General features: G+C 59.0%; 12 protein-coding genes. 10 read left to right on the top strand and 2 right to left on the bottom strand.

The features are described from left to right. Positions 1 to 18: 18 nt before the first annotated feature. The 7 genes from CBW65_RS06745 to CBW65_RS06715 all read left to right on the top strand — a co-directional run bounded on the left by CBW65_RS06745 (position 19) and on the right by CBW65_RS06715 (position 12890). On the top strand, positions 19 to 4509 hold the full coding sequence (locus CBW65_RS06745; protein ID WP_087456211.1) for a non-ribosomal peptide synthetase: 4491 nt from the start codon (positions 19 to 21) through the stop codon (positions 4507 to 4509). Between the two features lie 14 nt (positions 4510 to 4523). Then, positions 4524 to 7592, top strand: a complete 3069-nt coding sequence (locus CBW65_RS06740) for a cyclic peptide export ABC transporter (RefSeq protein ID WP_232463455.1) — start codon at positions 4524 to 4526, stop codon at positions 7590 to 7592. A 93-nt stretch (positions 7593 to 7685) separates the two neighbouring features. Next, entirely contained in the window at positions 7686 to 8000 is a 315-nt protein-coding gene (locus tag CBW65_RS06735) for a MazG-like family protein (protein ID WP_087456210.1), read from the top strand. A gap of 153 nt (positions 8001 to 8153) precedes the next feature. Continuing rightward, a complete protein-coding gene (gene rplI / locus CBW65_RS06730; RefSeq protein ID WP_087456209.1) occupies positions 8154 to 8600 on the top strand; it encodes a 50S ribosomal protein L9 in 447 nt (148 codons plus the stop codon). Positions 8601 to 8605: 5 nt separating this feature from the next. Next, positions 8606 to 10558, top strand: coding sequence for a Lon family ATP-dependent protease (lonC, locus tag CBW65_RS06725; protein WP_087456208.1), 1953 nt, complete (start codon positions 8606 to 8608; stop codon positions 10556 to 10558). Between the two features lie 23 nt (positions 10559 to 10581). Further along, complete coding sequence (gene dnaB / locus CBW65_RS06720; protein WP_087456207.1) at positions 10582 to 11928, top strand: replicative DNA helicase; 1347 nt, start codon at positions 10582 to 10584, stop codon at positions 11926 to 11928. Positions 11929 to 11933: 5 nt separating this feature from the next. Beyond that, a complete protein-coding gene (locus CBW65_RS06715; RefSeq protein WP_087456206.1) occupies positions 11934 to 12890 on the top strand; it encodes a hypothetical protein in 957 nt (318 codons plus the stop codon). 48 nt (positions 12891 to 12938) lie between these two features. Here the strand turns inward: CBW65_RS06715 and CBW65_RS06710 are convergent, their stop codons facing one another. Further along, positions 12939 to 13958 (bottom strand): carbon-nitrogen hydrolase family protein, encoded by a 1020-nt coding sequence (locus CBW65_RS06710; RefSeq protein WP_087456205.1) that lies wholly within the window; start codon positions 13956 to 13958, stop codon positions 12939 to 12941. Positions 13959 to 14174: 216 nt separating this feature from the next. On the opposite strand from CBW65_RS06710, the gene CBW65_RS06705 reads away from it, so the two are divergent. Next, positions 14175 to 15467 (top strand): adenylosuccinate synthase, encoded by a 1293-nt coding sequence (locus CBW65_RS06705; protein ID WP_087456204.1) that lies wholly within the window; start codon positions 14175 to 14177, stop codon positions 15465 to 15467. 128 nt (positions 15468 to 15595) lie between these two features. Here CBW65_RS06705 and CBW65_RS06700 read toward each other — a convergent pair whose 3' ends face one another. Then, positions 15596 to 15976, bottom strand: a complete 381-nt coding sequence (locus tag CBW65_RS06700; protein WP_087456203.1) for a hypothetical protein — start codon at positions 15974 to 15976, stop codon at positions 15596 to 15598. 122 nt (positions 15977 to 16098) lie between these two features. Between CBW65_RS06700 and yycF the strand changes: the two genes are divergently transcribed. Both yycF and CBW65_RS06690 read left to right on the top strand, forming a co-directional pair. Further along, the gene (gene yycF, locus CBW65_RS06695; RefSeq protein ID WP_087456202.1) at positions 16099 to 16797 is read left to right on the top strand and encodes a response regulator YycF; all 699 of its coding nucleotides are present in this window, start codon (positions 16099 to 16101) and stop codon (positions 16795 to 16797) included. 6 nt (positions 16798 to 16803) lie between these two features. After that, positions 16804 to 18582 (top strand): ATP-binding protein, encoded by a 1779-nt coding sequence (locus CBW65_RS06690; RefSeq protein ID WP_087456201.1) that lies wholly within the window; start codon positions 16804 to 16806, stop codon positions 18580 to 18582. Position 18583 lies beyond the last annotated feature (1 nt).

Raw genomic sequence — 18583 nt, 5'->3', positions numbered from 1 at the left:
AAGGAGGGAGACCGTCCGATGCAACGTCCTGTCGCGCTGACCCATCCGCAAAAGAGAATCTGGTATCTGGAAAAAATCAATCCCAACACGGCGATGCACAACATCGGCGGAACGCTCCGCGTGCGGGCGAGCCTCGACTATGAGCTGCTTGCCGAAGCGGTGCGCCACCTGCAGCGCCAGCAGCAGTCGCTGCGCATCCGGCTGGTCGAAGAGCACGGCGACGCGGCGCAATCTGCGGTCGAGGGAGCGGAGCAGGAGATTCCGTTTTTCGATTTCAGCCGTGAGGAAGACCCGGAGGCTGCGTATCAGCGCTGGCTGGAGGAAGAGTTTGCCCGCCCGTTTGAGCTGGCGGGCGGCCTGCTCTGCCACTTTGCAACGTTTCGTCTCTCGGCGGCAGAAGGCGGCGTGCTGGCAAAATTCCACCACCTGATCGCCGACGGCTGGTCGATCAAAGTGGCGGTCGAAGGGGTGCTGGCCAACTACACCCGCTTGCAGCAAGGGGAGCCGGCAGCAGACGAGACGCACGCCTACACCGATTTTCTGGAGCGGGAGCAGGCGTATCTGCAATCGGAACGCTGTCAGAAAGACCGGGCCTATTGGACGGAGCTGTTTGCCGATCTCGACGGGCTGGCGCATCTGCGCAAGTCGGCTGCCGACACGGCCGGGAGCCGACTGGCCTTCGATCTGGAGGGAGCTGCCTCGGAGGCGATCCGGGCGTTTTGCGAGCAGGCACGCTGTTCGTACAATACGTTTTTCACAGCGCTGATGCTGATCTACCTGAACCGCACGACCGGGCAGGAGGACCTGGTGCTTGGCGTGCCGGTGTTGAACCGCTCCGGGCAAAAGGAAAAAGCCATCCTCGGCATGTTCACCTCGACGATGCCGTTTCGCGCCCAAGTGCCGGACGCAGGGACGTTTCTCGAGTTCCTGCGCGCCGTCGACAAGCAGCTGCGCAACTGCCTGTTGCACCAGCGCTATCCGTACGATCTGCTGGCCCAGGATCTGGAGCTGAAGCGCAACGGATATGACAGCCTGTTCCAAGTCTGTGTCAACTACTACAACAACTCGTTTCGCAATGATTTTGGCGGCAGCAAGGCGGAGCTGTACGAAATGTACAGCGGGCATCAGACGTATGCGTTGCAACTGGTCGTCAAAGAATGGTCGGACAGCGGACAGATCACACTGGCCTACGATTACAAGTTGGCCGACTATACAGCGGAGCAGATCGCACAGATGCACCGCCACCTGCTGGGACTGGCCTTGCAGGTGGCGAATCAGCCGCAGGAGGAGGTCGGCCGGCTGCAGCTGCTGACCGAGCAGGAGCTGCAGGAGATCGCAGCGTGGAACGACACCGCAGCACCGTATCCCAAAGAGCAGACGATCGCGGAGCTGTTTGCCCAGCAGGCGGCCCGCACGCCGGATCGTATCGCCGTTTGCGACGGGGAGCGGACGCTGACCTATCGCGAGCTGGACGAGCAGGCCAACTCCCTGGCCCATACCTTGCGCCAAAAAGGGGTGGGGCCGAGCGTGCTGGTCGGGTTGTTGGCAGAGCACTCCCCGGAGATGCTGGTCGGGCTGTTTGCGGTGCTGAAGGCGGGCGGCGCGTACGTGCCGCTCGACCCGGAGTCGCCGGTGGAGCGCAACCAAACCATCTTGGCCGACGCCGCACCGGAGCTGGTGCTGTCCAACTGCCGGGAGCGTCTGCCGCTGCACTGGCCGGGCGAATGGATCGACTTGCAGGAGGCGGCGAACTACGCGCCAGACTCCACAGCGCCTGAAAAACCCAGCGGGCCGCACGACCCGGTCTATGTGATCTTCACATCCGGCTCCACCGGCAAGCCGAAGGGCACGGTCATTGAGCAGCAAGGCCTCGTCAACTACGTCTGGTGGGCGAAACGAGCGTATATCCGCCACGAGGACGAGGCGTTCGCCCTGTATTCCTCGCTGGCGTTCGACTTGACGGTCACGTCGATCTTCACGCCATTGCTCAGCGGCAACCCCGTGCTGATCTACCGCGACGACCAGCCGGAGTTCGTGCTGTACCGCCTGTTGCGGGAGAACCGCACGCAGATTCTCAAACTGACGCCTGCCCATCTGGCGCTGTTGCAGGACTTCGATGCGTCAGGCTCTGTGCTCAAGCGGCTGATCGTCGGCGGCGAAGCGTTGAAGACCAGCGTCGCCCGGCAAGCGGAAGAGCTGTTTGCAGGCGTGGAGATCTACAACGAATACGGCCCGACCGAAGCGGTGGTCGGCTGCATGATCCATCGTTTTGACGCGGAGGCTGACCGAGGGGCGGACGTGCCGATTGGACGTCCCATCGCCAACGCCGGGATTCACATCCTCGACCGGCAGATGCAGCCGCAGCCGCCCGGTGCGGCAGGCGAGCTGTACATCTCCGGCGACGGGCTGGCTCGCGGCTATCTCAACCGACCGGACTTGACGGCCGAGCGGTTTGTCACCGCACCGGGCAGCAGCACGCGGCTGTACCGCACAGGCGATCGGGCGAAACGCAGCGCCAACGGCGACATTGAATATCTCGGCCGTCTCGATCATCAGGTGAAGATCAACGGCTACCGGATCGAGCTCGGCGAGATCGAAAGCCTGCTGCTCGCCCATCCCGGCGTGCAGGAAGCGGCGGTGCTCGACCTGGAGCAGGAAGACGGACGCCGCTTCCTCTGCGCGTATGTGGCGGCAGACCCTGGGATCGCGCCCCTTCAGTTGCGCCAACACCTGTCCCGTTCGCTGCCCTCCGCCGTGATCCCGGCACAGTTCGTCGCGGTGGAACGACTGCCCCTGACCCGCAATGGCAAAATCGACCGCGCCGCCCTGCCCACACCGGCAAGCATCACACCGGCAGGACAGGCCGCAGCGCAAGACGTTTCGCAGCTGCAACAGGAAGTGCTCGCCATCTACCGCCGCGTGCTGGGCGCGCCGGACATGGGATTGGACGATCTCTTCTACAGCATGGGCGGCGATTCGATCAAAGCCATCCAGATCGCCGCCAAGCTGCCGGAGCTGGGCTACACGGTCAAAGTCAAAGACCTGCTCGGCTGCGAAACGGTGCGCGAGCTGTCCGCCCTGCTGGAGCAGCACGCGGCAAGCCACTTCGCCGACCAGTCCCTGCGCACAGGCGAAGTGGGCATCACGCCGATCCAGAGCTGGTTTGGCGACCAGAACTTCGCCGCGCCCGGCTATTACAACCAATCGCTGTTCCTGACCTTGAAACAGCGGGTCGAGCGGCAGGAGATCGAGCGGGCGCTACACGCGTTGGTGGTACGGCACGATGCGCTGCGCCTGACCGTTGCCCCGGCAACCGGAGCGTTGTTCTACAACGAGCTGCATGCAACGCCGCACCTGTCTGTCGCAGTGACGAACCTGTCAGGTCTGACGCAGGAAGGACAGCACAAGCTGATCGGCGAGCAGGCGCTGGCCAGCAAATCAAGTTTCGACCTCTCCGCCGATCTTCTGCTCGCCGCTTGCCTGTTCGAGCGCAGCGATGCACCGCAGCAACTGCTGCTCACCGCCCACCATCTCGTTGTCGACGGGGTATCGTGGCGCATTCTGCTCGGCGATTTCGTGACGGCGTTGGAACACATCCGCGCCGGGCAGCCGGTCGAACTGCCGCCGAAAACGCACGGGATGCAGGAGTGGGCCGAGGCGCTCGCCGCCTACGCCCGCCAAGACAGCCTGCTGCAGGAAACTCCCTATTGGGAGCAGGCCCTGCAGCCGGTGCGCCCGTTCCCGGTCGATTTCGACCATGGCGAGCATCTGGTAGAGCACAGCAACACCATCGGCGTTGCGCTTCCGGCCGACGTGACCTCGCTTTTGCTCAGCGCTGCCAACGACCCGTACAGCACCAAGCCGCATGAACTGATCATCGCCGCGCTGGCCGCTGCGCTCGGAACGTTCAGCGGCGGCGATGCGGTCCTGCTGGAGCTGGAAGGGCATGGCCGGGAAGAGCTCGGTGAGCTCGACCTGTCGCGCACCGTCGGCTGGTTCACCACGATGTTCCCGGTGCGCTTGCCGGTGCATGGCGGCGACACCCGCGAGCAGATCCGCGCTGTCAAAGAAACCTTGCGCCGGGTGCCGCACAACGGGTTTGGCTACGGTGTGCTCCGGCACCTGACAGATGAGCTGCAAGCGGCGCATCAGCCCCCGCAGCCGATCCGCTTCAACTACCTCGGGGATTTTGACGCCTCGTTTGACAACGAGTGGCTGGCGTGGAGCGGCGGCGCAGACGAAACTTCCGAGTCGGCGCCGCAGAATGCGCTGACCGCGTTGCTGGACATCAACGCCTATGTGGCAAAGGGGCAGCTGCACATGGCGGTCACCTACAGCCGCCATCATTTTCAAGATGCGACCGCAGAGCGTCTGCTGGCCGGGATTCGCGAAGAGCTGCAAAAAGTGCTCGACCATTGCACGAAAAAAGGGGACGACGTGGAATTTACGCCTTCCGATTTTGAATTGGCCGAACTCAGCCAAGACCTGCTGGACGATCTGTTCAGCTGAGAAAGGAGCCTGACATGAAGATCAAAAACATCGTCTCCATCCTCCTGCTGTGCTGCCTGCTGGTCACAGCCTGGCCCGGTTTTGCAGAGGCCGAAGCCAATGTCGACCTGCAGGCGATCGAATCGTTTGTGCGGGAAAACATGGACGACGGCAACATACCGGGCCTCTCGGTCGTGATCGTGCAGGGCGGACAGGAAACTTACAAAAAAGGGTTTGGCTATGCAGACACCTCTGCGCAGCAACTCGTCGAACACTCCACCTTGTTTGAACTCGGTTCGAACAGCAAAGCGTTCACCGGCCTGGCCGTCCTGCAACTGGTCGGGCAGGGGAAGATCAAACTGGACGAGCCGGTCCAGACCTATCTGCCGTGGCTGCGGCTGATGTACAGAGGAGATCCGGCGAACGTCACCGTGGAGCAGTTCCTGCACCACACGTCCGGGCTGCCGTTCCAAACGATCGGCGATATCGAAGCATCGACTGCAGACGACGCGCTGGAGCAGACGGTGCGCAAGCTCGACGGCTATGAACTGGCCAACCGTCCGGGCGAGGTCTACGAATACGCCACCGTCAACTACGATGTGCTGGGCCTGCTCGTGCAGACGGTCAGCGGTCGGCACTATGAGACCTACATGGCGGAGCAGGTGCTGCAGCCGCTTGGTCTCTCGCATACTGTCCTGCGCACCGGCCCCGAAGCGCTGCCGGGCCTCGCGACCGGGTACAAGCCGGGCTTTCTGAGTGCGCTGGCTTATGACGCGCCGACCTATCGCGGCAACACGCCGGCCGGCTATCTCGTCTCGAACGCTGACGACATGGAGAAATGGCTGCGCTTCCAGCTCGGTCTGGAGCAACATCCTGACCTCTCCCCGCTGATTGAGCAGTCACGCCTCCCCGACCGCTCCGTGAAGCCGTATTACGACGGCTCCTCGTATGCCGCCGGGTGGCAGGTCTATCAAAAGGGGAGCGGGGAGATCGCCCACGGCGGCAACAACCCGAACTTTTCTTCCTATATCGTCTTCCGCCCCGAAGATCAGCTTGGCGTCGCGGTGCTGGCCAACATGAACTCCGCGGTGACGGCGGCGATCGGGCAAGGCATCATGGACATGATGCTCCAGAAAACACCCGTGCTGCAAAAAGACCTCTATCAGCAGGTCGACACCGTGGCGGTTGTCGTGATCGCGCTGCTCGTCCCGATGAGCCTGGTCACGCTGGGCTTCCTCGTGCTGCTCTTGCGCCAAGTGCGCCAAGGCACACGCCAATTCACCGGCAACGGGAAAAAAATCGCCTTGGGCGCCGGGCTTGCCTTCGTGTTTCTGGCCGGCTTTACTGCCTGCCTGTACAAATTGCCCGATGTGCTGTTCTCCGGCCTGCCGTGGGGGTTCGTCTATGTCTGGACGCCCTGCACCCTGTTTCTCGCCATCGGGGCGGTGAGTCTGACCGTCCTGCTCTTGTGCCTGTACTTTCTGCTCAGTTTTTTTTTCAAAAAAAACCAAGATAGAGCGCTCTTTGCGCTGATCGTCTTGGGTCTGGCCAGCGGGTTTGGCAACGCGTTTATCATCTTTGTGATCAACAAGGCGCTGCAGGCGCGCGAAACGTTTAACAGCGGGCTGTTCCTCTACTTCGTGATGGGCATCGTGCTCTATGTCTTCGGCCAGCGGCTGATCCGCACCCGGCTGATCGACATCACCAACCGCGCCGTCTTTGACAAGCGGATGGAGCTGATCAACAAGATCCTGCGCACCTCGTACCAGAAGCTGCAGTCGCTGGAAGAAGGCAAGATTCAAGCCAGCCTCAACAACGACACGGAGACGGTGAGCCGCTTCTCCAACATCGTGGTGACGAGCATCACGTCGCTGATCACGCTGGTCTGCTGTTTTGTCTATCTCGGCTACATCAACCTGTTCGGACTCTTGGCCTCGATCGCGGTGGTCGCCGTCGCGGTCGGGCTGTATCTGGCGGTCGGCAACGCGGCCAACCGGCTGTGGGAAGAAACGCGCGACATCCAAAACGTCTTTTTCAAATTCATCCTCGATTTGAACAAAGGGTTTAAAGAGCTGTATCTGCACCAGGGCCGGCGCAACGCGTTCCGCCAAGACATGGAGGAGAGCTGCGACACATACCGGGAGAAGCGGACGCGAGGCGACATGAAATTCGCCAATGTGTTTGTGATCGGGGAATTGCTGTTCACGTTTGTGATCGGCGGGGTGGCGTTTTTGTTTCCGCTCTTGTTCACCGATGTGGAGACGGAGACTTTGGTCAGTTTCGTCTTTGTGTTCCTCTACATGACCGGGCCGCTGCACAACGTGATGAACGGTTTCCCGGAGCTGCTGCGCGTGCGCATCTCCTGGCAGCGGATTCAGCAGCTGATCGACGAACTGTCGCAACTGGAGGCAGAGGCAGCCCCGGCGCTGGAGGTGGCTGCCGCATCTGTTGCCAAAACGGAACTGCAGGGGCTGGAACTGCGCGGCGTGGAGTACCGCTACAAGGCGGGCGGCGCAGGGCAGGAATTCCAAGTCGGCCCGGTCGACTACAGCTTCCACCCCGGCGAAGTGGTGTTCATCACCGGGGGCAACGGCAGCGGCAAATCGACCTTGTCCAAGCTGATCACCGGACTGTACGCGCCGGACGGGGGCGAGATTCTGCTCAACGGCGAGCGGATGAGTCCCGAAACGCTGGGGCAGCATTTCGCGACGGTGTTCAGCGACTTCTATCTGTTCGAGAAGCTGTATGGCATCGACTATGAAGCGAAGCGCGAAGAGCTGGAAAGGCACATGAAAGTCCTGCAGCTCGAAGAGAAGCTGACCGTTCAAGACGGCGTGTTCAGCACGATCCGGCTGTCGACCGGACAGCGCAAGCGCATCGCCTTGCTGATCTCCTATCTCGAAGACCGTCCGGTCTATCTGTTCGACGAGTGGGCAGCCGATCAGGACCCGGAATTCCGGGAGTTTTTCTACCTGACCCTGCTCCCGGAGATGAAGCGGCGCGGCAAACTGGTCATCGCGGTGACGCACGACGACCGCTATTTCCACCTCGCCGACCGCGTGATCAAAATGGAGCTTGGACAGATCGCCAATCAGGAAGAGTGATGACCTTGTGGTCATCACTCCTTTTATGCAGGAAGTGCCAAATGGTTTGTCGAAGTCTTCTTTCTAAGCAGGGAACGGAAAAGGGGGTTTCCTATGCCTGACTTCCATAAAGATATGGACATCACCAAAAACATTCGGATGATCGAATGGCTGAAGGCCGAGCTGCTCGACAACGTTTCGGGTCTGTTTCGCGGCTTCTTAAAAGGCACCGAATCGGTATTGCTCGACCATCTGGCGAACATCGTGGTGCTCACGTACATGCTGGCCCGCCGCTGCGGGATCGATTTTCACGAACTGGAACGCTCTGTCGTCGAGAAGGTCGATCACGGCATCGAGACCGGTCACCAGTCCGAGACGTGGTACGGCGATCTCAGCGGTTTAAAAGAGCATATCAAACGGAGACGCTAATCCAAGCAGATGTAATTTCTTCATCTGCTTCTATTTTCTTTTGAAAGCGTTTGGGAGCGGAAAATGGTATAACTAGAGATAAGATAGCTACACGTAGATATCTGGTCCTGGACACTGCTTCTGAACTCCTAATCGGAATTGGAGGGTGTTGATATGAAAGTAATTTTCTTGCAAGACGTAAAAGGCCAAGGGAAGAAAGGCGAAGTCAAAGAGGTATCTCCGGGCTACGCGCAAAACTTCCTTTTTAAAAAGAACCTCGCAGTAGAAGCGACCGCGGAGACGATCAACCGCCACAAGCAACAGGTGGCCGGCGATGAGCGCAAAGCGGCAGGCGTGCTGCAGGAAGCGAAAGATCTGGCAGCGGTTTTGAAAGAAACCACCGTCATCCTGAAAACCAAAGCAGGCGACGGCGGCCGCGTATTTGGCGCGATCTCGACCAAGCAGATCGCCGATGCGCTGAAAGATCAGAAAAAATTAAATCTCGACAAGCGTAAAATTCTCCTGGACGAGCCGATCAAAGCGCTTGGCACGACCGTGGTCACAGTCAAACTGCACCCGGAAGTGACGACCGAGATGCGCGTCCAGGTAGTTGCGGAGTAACCAATATGCTGAAAAAACTGCTTAAGAAACTCAATCGAATCCCTGGCAGCAAGCTGCATGAAAAGTTGGACAACGAAGAAGCGGTGCGTCGTCAGGTCACCGCATTGTTTGGGATTCTGAGCAGTATCTATGGACCGGATAAGCTGGTGCTTCGCGCAGGGAAACTCGAGGCGCTCTCGCTGATGCGCTCCACCTCGGTGGAAGACCGCGTCATCGCTTTGCAGCGCATCGTGTTTGAGAACCCGACCATTGAAGAACGCCCGACCCCGGATCGCATCCCGGAGATCTTGAACGAAGTGGAAGAGTCGATCGCCAACTTCGTGGCGAGAAAATCTGTGGAGGAAGAGCTGGAGAAGCGCGTCAATGAGCGCATGCAGGAGAAACACGAAGAATACATCAAGGACATCCGCACGCAGATGGTCAAGGAGCAGTCCGGGCCGGAAAACGCGCAGACCTTGAAGAAATTTGCCCAGCTGGAGAAGTTGGAGACGGTCAAGCTCTCCAAGTCGACCTATGAGCTGGTGCGACCGCAGCAGATGAACCAGATCGTCGGACAAGAGCAGGCCAAGCGCTCGCTGCTCTCGAAGCTGGCCTCTCCGTTCCCGCAGCACATTTTGATCTACGGCCCGCCCGGCGTCGGCAAGACGACTGCAGCCCGGATCGCGCTGCAGGAAGCGGCGAAGCTCGCCTCGACTCCGTTTGCGCAGGAAGCGCCGTTTGTGGAAGTCGACGGCACGACCTTGCGCTGGGACCCGCGCGACATCACCAACCCGCTGCTCGGTTCGGTGCATGACCCGATCTACCAAGGCGCGCGCCGCGATTTTGCCGATACGGCAATTCCGGAGCCCAAGCCCGGTCTGGTCACCGATGCCCACGGCGGCATTTTGTTTATCGACGAAATCGGCGAGTTGGACCCGGTTTTGCAAAATAAACTCCTGAAAGTCTTGGAGGACAAGCGCGTTCGTTTCGAGTCTCCTTATTATGATCCGGACGATCAGAACGTACCCAAGTACATTCAGAAATTGTTTGAAGAAGGCGCGCCGGCCGACTTTATTTTGATCGGCGCGACGACCCGCGACCCGTCGGAGATCAACCCGGCGCTGCGTTCGCGCTGTGCGGAGATTTACTTTGAGCCGCTGGTGCCGGAGCAGGTCGAAGAGATCGTGGCCGGAGCTGCCGAGCGTCTGGAGGTCAACTTGGAGGATTCGGTTGCCAAGACGATCGCCAAATACACGATCGAAGGGCGCAAAGCGGTCAACCTCTTGTCGGACGCGCACGGCCTCGCCGTGTACCGCGCAGGCGGGAGTGCGGAGGAGCCGGTGGTGATCGCGGAGCATGACATCGAAGAAGTGCTGCGCATGAACCGTCTGGTGCCGTATGTGAAAGACAAGGAGCATGGGGAAGCGCTGGCCGAGGTCGGGAAGATCTACGGCCTCGGCGTAGCAGGTTTCCTCGGCTCGACGATTGAGATCGAAGCGGTGGCGTTCCCGGCGAGCGAAGCGGGCAAAGGACGTTTGCGCTTTAACGATACGGCAGGCTCGATGGCGAAAGACTCGGTGTTTAACGCCGCCGCAGTTCTGCGCCGCATCGCGGGCAAGGATATCGCCGACTATGATGTGCACGTCAACGTCGTGGGCGGCGGCCGCATCGACGGTCCGTCGGCCGGTGTGGCGATCACCTTGGCGATCTACAGCGCGCTGCTTGGCAAGCCGATTCCGCAGAACGTGGCGATCACCGGCGAGATTTCCATTCAGGGCAAGGTCAAGCCGGTCGGCGGCGTGTTTGAGAAAATTTTCGGCGCGCGCCAGGCGGGGATGACCCGCGTGCTTGTGCCGTATGACAACCGCCGCGATGTGCCAAGCGATACGGAAGGCGTCACCGTGCATATTGTGAAGACGATCGACGAAGTGCTCGGACTGGTGTTCGAGGAGTCGGTCGAAACGATTGCAGCAAGTTAAACCAAGGGAGGCGACGTGACACAATGGAAGAAGAACTCGTGGAGCGGGTGCCCCCACAGAACGTGGAAGCAGAACAGGCGGTGCTCGGGGCCGTTTTGATCTCCAATGAGGCACTGATCACCGTTTCGGAGCTGTTGGCTCCGGAAGATTTTTACCGCAAGACGCACCAGATGATTTTTGAAGCGATCATTCGCATCGCGGAAAAAGGCAATCCGGTCGATATGGTCACCCTGACGACCGATTTGCAAAATCAGGGTTTGATCGATGAAGTGGGCGGGGTCCAGTACCTCGCTTCTTTGTCTCACTCGGTGCCGACAGCGGTGAACGCTGACCACTATGCGACGATTGTCAAAGAGAAGTCGGTGATGCGACGCCTGATCAGCACGGCGACAAAGATCGCGGCGACGGGATATACCGGCGCTGACGTGACCGATGTGATTGACGAGGCGGAGCGCAGCATTTTGCAGATTTCGCAGGCGGGGAGCGTTAATAAAGGCTTTACGCATGTGAAGGATGTGTTGCTGAACACGTTTGAGCGGATTGAGTTTTTGTATAACAACAAAGGCGGGGTGACGGGCACACCGTCCGGTTACCCCGATTTGGATAAGATGACATCCGGGTTTCACGGGTCGGAACTGATCATCCTCGCAGCTCGTCCGGCGGTTGGGAAGACGGCGTTTGCTTTGAACGTCGCGCAGAACATCGCCGTGCGGGCGGGGGAAGCTGTCGCGATTTTCTCGCTGGAGATGGGCGCCGAGCAGTTGGTGCAGCGTATGCTGTGTGCGGAGGCGAACATCGACGCGGGGAAGATGCGGACCGGTTTCCTCGATGAGGATGACTGGCCGAAGCTGACGATGGCGGTCGGGACGCTGTCGGAAGCGCCGATCTTCGTCGACGATACGCCGGGGATTACCGTTTCGGAAATCCGGGCCAAGTGCAGACGTTTGAAAGCAGAGCAAGGCGGCAAGCTCGGCATGGTGATGATCGACTATCTCCAGCTCATCCAAGGGAAGGGCAAAGGGGACAACCGTCAGCAGGAAGTCTCCGAGATCTCCCGTACCTTGAAGCTGATCGCGCGTGAGCTGGATGTGCCGGTCATTGCGTTGTCGCAGTTGTCGCGTTCCGTAGAGTCGCGTCAGGACAAGCGTCCGATGATGTCCGACCTTCGTGAGTCCGGCTCGATCGAGCAGGATGCCGATATCGTTGCGTTCCTGTACCGCGATGACTACTACAACCCGGAGTCAGAGCGCAAGAATATCATTGAGATCATCATCGCGAAGCAGCGTTCCGGTCCGACGGGGACTGTCGAACTTGTCTTCCTGAAAAACTTCAACAAATTCGTCTCCTTAGAGAGAGCCCCAGGAGCCTAAGCACGATGAGCCGCTTCAATAACTCCGAATACCAACCCGGCATGCCCCTTCCTAGCCGCAAGGAAACCCATGCCCGCAAAAATAAAAGCAAAAAGCAACAAGCCGATCTAAAGGCGCAAGAGCAACAGCGACTGCAGGAGCAACAGAGACTGCAAGAGCAACAAAGACTGCAGGAGCAGCAAAGACTGCAGGAGCAGCAAAGACTGCAGGAGCAAGAGAGACTGCAGGAGCAAGAGAGACTGCAGGAGCAAGAGAGACTGCAGGAGCAAGAGAGACTGCAGGAGCAAGAGAGACTGCAGGAGCAAGAGAGACTGCAGGAGCAAGAGAGACTGCAAGAGCAACAGCAACTGCAAGAGCAGCAACGCCTGCAGGAACAGAGTGAGCCTGATCAAGCGGCTCAACTTCGCGAACTCCAGGCTGAACGAGAAGTTGCCCAACTGCGCGAACTAAACGCCATCCGCGCGGAAACGAAGCGTCAGCTGGAACTCCAAACCGCTCAGCAAGCCGCTCAACAGCACGAATTGCAAGCCGCCCAGGAACAGGTCGCAGCCGCGACGGCCGTTATCACTCCGGCCGACCTGGCCATCGACCCGGCGCCTGCCGAGGCCGACCTCGAAGCAGATGAGGAAGAAACAGAACCTGTCATCGGCAAATGGACCTACCGTCTGCTGATGTTCTTCGTGCCTGTCCTGCTCATCCTCGTCCTCGCATACGGCAAACTCGGCTACGTCCACCAAGTGCCCGACCTCGTGCGCGACAACGTGTCCGCCTACGAACAAGGCGAAGGCTTCCTCGTACTCAAACCCTGGTGGTTCGGCCCGCCCGTCTACAAGCTCGACAACTACCTCGGCGACACCGAACCCACTTTTCAACAATACCAACTCAACCTGCACGACTTCGCCGCCATCGTCGATCAGCCGATCGTACTCTGGCGCTTCCAAGAAGACTTCTTGCAAAAATAAACCCGGTCACTCCCAAAACGGAGCCACCGGGTTTTTTATATACTGCTCTTAGTCGATCCCAATCATCGTCTCGACAAGCGAATCGACCTTCACATCCAAATTCGCATCCTCATCATCCACAAACGTCACCGGACTCGTCTCCGTCCGGTTGATCACCGTCTGGATCACATCCGGGCGCGTATAATGACCGGTCGAATCGCAGATCAGCTTCGCAAACTTGATCAGCTCCAAGTTGATCTCCGCGTAGAAAATCCCCGCCTCATGCTCATCCACCTGCGGCAACAGCGGCATCCCGTTTGGCGCAAACACCTGCGCATACCCGCCGCCGGTGCGGAAGAACTGCGCGTCCTTCTCCGACAGATTCACCTTCTCAACGATCTCCTCCGTGACCACCGTCGCCGCACTCACCACAAACGACTGCGAGCGAATCGCATACGCCTGTGCCAACGCCGCGTTCGCGTCACGCCCCAGCGAGTAGTCCAGATCCAGCGAAAACGACGGCCACGCCGCCACATGCACCTGTTCGCCTTGAGCAGCAAACGCCGCATCCAGCCCGTGCATCGTATGCTCCCAGCACAGATGCCCGCCAAGCAAGCCGATCTCGTTCGTCTCCACAACTCTCAGGTTCGAACCGTCGCCTTGACCCCAGACCATGCGTTCCGCCCCGGTCGGTTTCAGCTTGCGGCGCACCAGCGGGATGCAGCCGTCAGTATCGATAAAGAGCAGGGAGTTGTAAATCGTCCCGCCCTCACGCTCATTGATCCCCATCACAACAGCAATGTTATGTTCAGCAGCCGCATTCTGCAGACGCTGGCATTCGTCCGAATCGATCACCAGCGAGTTGTCCCACAGTTCAGCCGTCGTGCGCACCGCTTCCGGCACCGAACGCAGCCAGACCCAGAACGGATAGCCCGGCAGCCAGGACTCGCCAAATACGATCAATTTCGCGCCGTGTTTCGCAGCTTGCGCAATCAGGTTGCAGGCCTTCGCAACCGACTGTTGCAAATCCAGATAAACCGGCGGTTCTGTCACCATCGCGACTTGAAAGGGAGCAGGTGTGGTAGACATACTTTATTCCTCCTAAACAAAAAGTTTACCGAATGCTTAAATTATCCCATACTTTCCAAAAATGGTAAACGACTTTTGCAAATACGAACAATTTACATCTAAAGAAACATCATCGTTCGGAAAATTCATTGACATCACACCCGATCCTTGCTACACTCATTATGCTGAGTAAGTCACGCTCTTCATGAGCATGTTAATATGTGGAGGTGTTGTCGTGTGGCAACAGTAGTCGTTGTCGGAACCCAATGGGGCGACGAAGGGAAAGGTAAGATTACGGACTTCCTGGCGGAGAATGCAGGAGTTGTAGCACGCTATCAAGGCGGCAACAACGCCGGCCATACCATCTGGATTAACGGAATTGAATATAAACTGCACCTGATCCCGTCCGGGATCTTCTATGAAGAAAAAATCTGCGTGATCGGCAACGGCATGGTCGTCAACCCGGCCGCGCTGGTCAAAGAGCTGCAATACCTGCATGACAAAGGCGTCTCGACCAAAGGCCTGCGCATCTCTGACAAAGCGCACATCGTGCTGCCGTACCATCTCAAGCTGGACGTGCTCGAAGAAGAGAGCAAAGGCGACGCGAAGATCGGCACCACGAAAAAAGGCATCGGGCCGGCGTACATGGACAAAGCAGCGCGCATCGGCATCCGCATGATCGACCTGATGGACGCAGAAGATTTCGCTGAGATCTTGAAGCGCAACCTCAAGCAAAAGAATGAAGTGCTGACCAAGCTGTACGGCGCTGAACCGTTTACGTTCGAAGAGATCTACGAAGAGTACATGGGCTACGCAGAATTGCTGCGCCCGTACGTGACCGACACATCGGTTGTGCTCAACGAAGAGATCGACAAAGGCACCGACATCCTGTTCGAAGGCGCACAGGCTTCGATGCTCGACATCGACCAAGGCACCTACCCGTACGTCACCTCGTCCAACCCGGTCGCAGGCGGCGTCACCATCGGCTCCGGCGTTGGCCCGACCAAGATCGACAAAGTCATCGGCACGGTCAAGGCCTACTCGACCCGCGTCGGCGACGGTCCGTTCCCGACCGAGCTGCTCGATGAGACCGGCGAGTTCATCCGCACCCAAGGCCGCGAGTTCGGCACCACCACCGGCCGTCCGCGCCGCTGCGGCTGGTTTGACGCGCTGGTTGTCCGCCACGCGCGCCGCGTATCGGGTCTCGACGGCATGGCTTTGACCCGCCTCGACATCCTGACCGGCCTTGAAGAACTGAAAGTCTGTGTCGCCTACAACTACAAAGGCGAGACCCTGACCGAGTTCCCGACCGCATTCCGCGTGCTCAAAGACTGCGAACCGGTCTACGAAACGCTGCCGGGCTGGACAGAAGACATCTCCGGCGTGCGTTCCTTCGATGACCTCCCGGAGAATGCCAAGGCGTACATCCGCAAGCTCGAAGAGATCACGTCCGTGCCGCTGGCGATCCTCTCCGTCGGCCCGGGCCGTGAACAGACGATCCCGGTCGTCGAACTCTACCAAGCTCGCTAATCACACATACTCAACAGCCATCTCCTATACGGAGATGGCTTTTTCTCTATCACCAGCCCGTCCGTCACCTTTGCAATCGGCAAGGTCACAAAAAAGCCCTCTGCCAACTCTGGCAGAGGGTTAATCTCTTAATGATGCCCTTTGTTCCGCTCGACGATCTGCAGCGCCTGTTGCACGTTGTCGGTCGGGCAGACGATGGTCAGCAGCACGTCAAGGCCGGTGATCATGCCGGAACCGTCCGCCATGCCCGATACGGCCGGGTCAGAGCCGAGCAGCCGCCCGACGCTCTCGTTGGACGGGGCGACATTTTCGATCAGCGTTTCATGACCGCCGAAGTTGGACGTGATCGGGTTGAGCACCTTTTCCGTCGCTTCGCCGGGCTGTGCACTGACACGGTCGATCTGACAGTCCTCATCTTTCATATCCAGTTGCTGCACCAGTTGCTGTTTCGCTTTTTCAGCTAATGCCTCGGAGTTGAAATAGGCGAGAATCGCTTGCGTCTTTGCCATGAAAGCAGACCCCCTTTTCCTCCTGTAGTGTTTCCCAATCCCGAGAAACTAACCAGATTCCTGCCTGCACGTGTTACAATAGAGGGTGATACCTTCACAACTCTTCAAAAGAGGTGAGTCGAATGGACTATAAGATCTTGGTAGTCGATGACGAACTGCCAATTGCCGATATTCTCAAGTTCTCCTTGGAAAAAGAGAACTACCAAGTCGTGATGGCGCACGACGGTCAAGAAGCGGTCGACAAAGCGACGGCCGAGCTCCCCGACCTGATTTTGCTCGACGTAATGCTTCCGAAAAAAGACGGGTTTGCCGTCTGCCGCGAAATCCGTGCGTTCTCCAGCGTCCCGATCATCATGCTGACCGCCCGGGACAGCGAGATCGACAAAGTGCTGGGTCTTGAGATCGGCGCGGACGACTATGTGACCAAACCGTTTTCCAACCGCGAACTGATGGCGCGCGTCAAAGCCAACCTGCGCCGCCAGCAGCAGCCTGCCGATGCCAAGTCCGCCGGTGAGCAAAAGCCGAGATACACCGTCGGCGACCTCGTGATCGACACGGCGACCTACGAAGTCAGCAAACACGGTGTCGACATGGGACTTACGCACCGCGAATTTGAACTGCTCGTGTACCTGATCAAACACCGCGGCACGGTGCTCACTCGCGAACAGCTGTTGCAGGAAGTCTGGGGCTACGACTACTACGGCGATGTCCGCACCGTCGACGTCACCATTCGCCGCCTGCGCGAGAAGATCGAGGATGATCCGAGCAACCCGGAATATATCATGACCCGCCGCGGCGTTGGCTACACGCTGAGGAGGTAGGGACGGTTGCTCAAAAGCATCCAGTGGAAACTCGTTTTGATGTACCTGCTGGTGATCCTCGTGGCGATGCAGGTGATCGGGTTTTACTTCATCCAACGGGTCAACGCCCACTTCATCAACTCGTTTCAGGAAAAAGTCTCCGGCCAGCTCCTCGTGCTCGCTGATGTTCTGCCGCCGTACCTCAATGACACCCGGCAGAAAAGCAATTTGCAAACTGACATCGGGTTTCTGGCCGACTCCTTTGCCTCTGCGGCCGGAGCGGAGATCAACATCATCAACAACCAGCAGATCCTCATCGCCACCTCCGGCAATGAGAACTATCTGGAGCAGAAAAGCCTCCAGCCGGAAGTCACGCGCGCGCTGCTGGGCAACCAGGCGGAGACGATCAAAGTCGACCCGAAAGACGAGCAGCGCTACCTCTACCTCGCCATTCCGGTCAAAGAAGGCAACGCCGTGCTTGGCGCGGTCTATTGCGTCGCGCCGCTGTCGTCCGTCTACCAGACGATCCACGACATCACGGTGATCTTCTACACCGGCACGGTGATCGCCGTTCTGCTCACCGCCGGGCTGATCATCCTGCTCTCGCGCACGATCACCAACCCGATCGTCGAGATTACGAAAAAAGCAGGGGCGATGGCCCGCGGCGATTTTGACCAGACGGTGACGGTGCGCTCCGACGATGAGATCGGCCAGCTCGCCGAAATGTTTAATACCCTGCGCGTCCGGTTACGGGAAGCGTTGACAGAAAATAAGCAAGAGAAGGACAAATTGGAAGCGATCCTCCAACACATGTCGGACGGCGTGCTGGCGATCGACCGCGAAGGCGGCATCATCCTCGCCAACCCGGCCGCCGCCAAAATGCTCAATTCCGAGACGGTCGAAGAACTGCTCGACCGCTCGCTCGACTCGGCGATCATCTTCGGCGAAGAAGGCAACACCGAAGTCCTGCTCACCGCCGTGTCCGAATTTACATTGGAAGGCCCGTCCGGTCGCATCGTGCAGGCGTACTCCGTGCCGTTTCGCGGTGAGAGCATCGAAGACCGCGCGGCGGTGGTCGTTCTGCGCGACGTGACGGAAGAGGAAAACGAAGACCGCGCCCGCCGCGATTTTGTCGCCAACGTGTCGCATGAGATCCGCACACCGCTGACGACGATCAAAAGCTACATCGAAGCGCTCGAAGACGGCGCGATCGAGTCGCCCGACCATGCCCGCCGCTTCCTCTCGGTCATTCACGGCGAGACGGAGCGTATGACGCGGCTGGTCAGCGACCTGCTGCAGCTGTCGCGCCTCGACTCCAACCGCGACAACCTGCGCACCGCGCCGCACGCCTTGCGCGACTTGGTGCAGAAAGCTTGCTTCCGCTTCACGATGCATCTGCAGCGCGAGGAAGTGTCCTTGTCGTTCGAAGTGCCGGCCAACCTGATGGTCAACGTCGATGCTGACAAGCTCGACCAGGTGTTTGACAACCTGATCTCCAACGCCGTCAAATACACGCAAAGCGGCGGTCGCGTCCGCATCCGGGCGCACCGACCGAGCGGCAAAAACATTCTCGTGCAGGTCATCGACACCGGGATGGGCATTCCCAAACATGACCTGCCGCAGATCTTCGACCGTTTCTACCGCGTCGACAAAGCACGTTCCCGCGCCCAAGGCGGCACCGGGCTCGGCTTGTCGATCGCCAAAGGGATCATCGAGATGCACGGCGGGCAGATCCAGATCGACAGCGAAGAAGGGGTCGGCACGACCGTTTCCTTCACGCTGCCCGCTGCGACGGGAGGTGCGTGAT

Origin of the sequence: Tumebacillus avium, assembly GCF_002162355.1 — a bacterium.
Classification (GTDB): Bacteria; Bacillota; Bacilli; order Tumebacillales; family Tumebacillaceae; genus Tumebacillus_A; species Tumebacillus_A avium.
Note: the sequence above shows the minus strand (reverse complement) of the source record. Positions and strands in the feature narration are given on the sequence as shown.

Coding starts and splice junctions, on each gene's coding strand:
- CBW65_RS06745 (WP_087456211.1), top strand. CDS start 19: ATGCAACGTCCTGTCGCGCTGACCCATCCGCAAAAGAGAATCTGGTAT.
- dnaB (WP_087456207.1), top strand. CDS start 10,582: ATGGAAGAAGAACTCGTGGAGCGGGTGCCCCCACAGAACGTGGAAGCA.
- CBW65_RS06710 (WP_087456205.1), bottom strand. CDS start 13,958: ATGTCTACCACACCTGCTCCCTTTCAAGTCGCGATGGTGACAGAACCG.
- CBW65_RS06700 (WP_087456203.1), bottom strand. CDS start 15,976: ATGGCAAAGACGCAAGCGATTCTCGCCTATTTCAACTCCGAGGCATTA.
- rplI (WP_087456209.1), top strand. CDS start 8,154: ATGAAAGTAATTTTCTTGCAAGACGTAAAAGGCCAAGGGAAGAAAGGC.
- yycF (WP_087456202.1), top strand. CDS start 16,099: ATGGACTATAAGATCTTGGTAGTCGATGACGAACTGCCAATTGCCGAT.
- CBW65_RS06735 (WP_087456210.1), top strand. CDS start 7,686: ATGCCTGACTTCCATAAAGATATGGACATCACCAAAAACATTCGGATG.
- CBW65_RS06715 (WP_087456206.1), top strand. CDS start 11,934: ATGAGCCGCTTCAATAACTCCGAATACCAACCCGGCATGCCCCTTCCT.
- lonC (WP_087456208.1), top strand. CDS start 8,606: ATGCTGAAAAAACTGCTTAAGAAACTCAATCGAATCCCTGGCAGCAAG.
- CBW65_RS06740 (WP_232463455.1), top strand. CDS start 4,524: ATGAAGATCAAAAACATCGTCTCCATCCTCCTGCTGTGCTGCCTGCTG.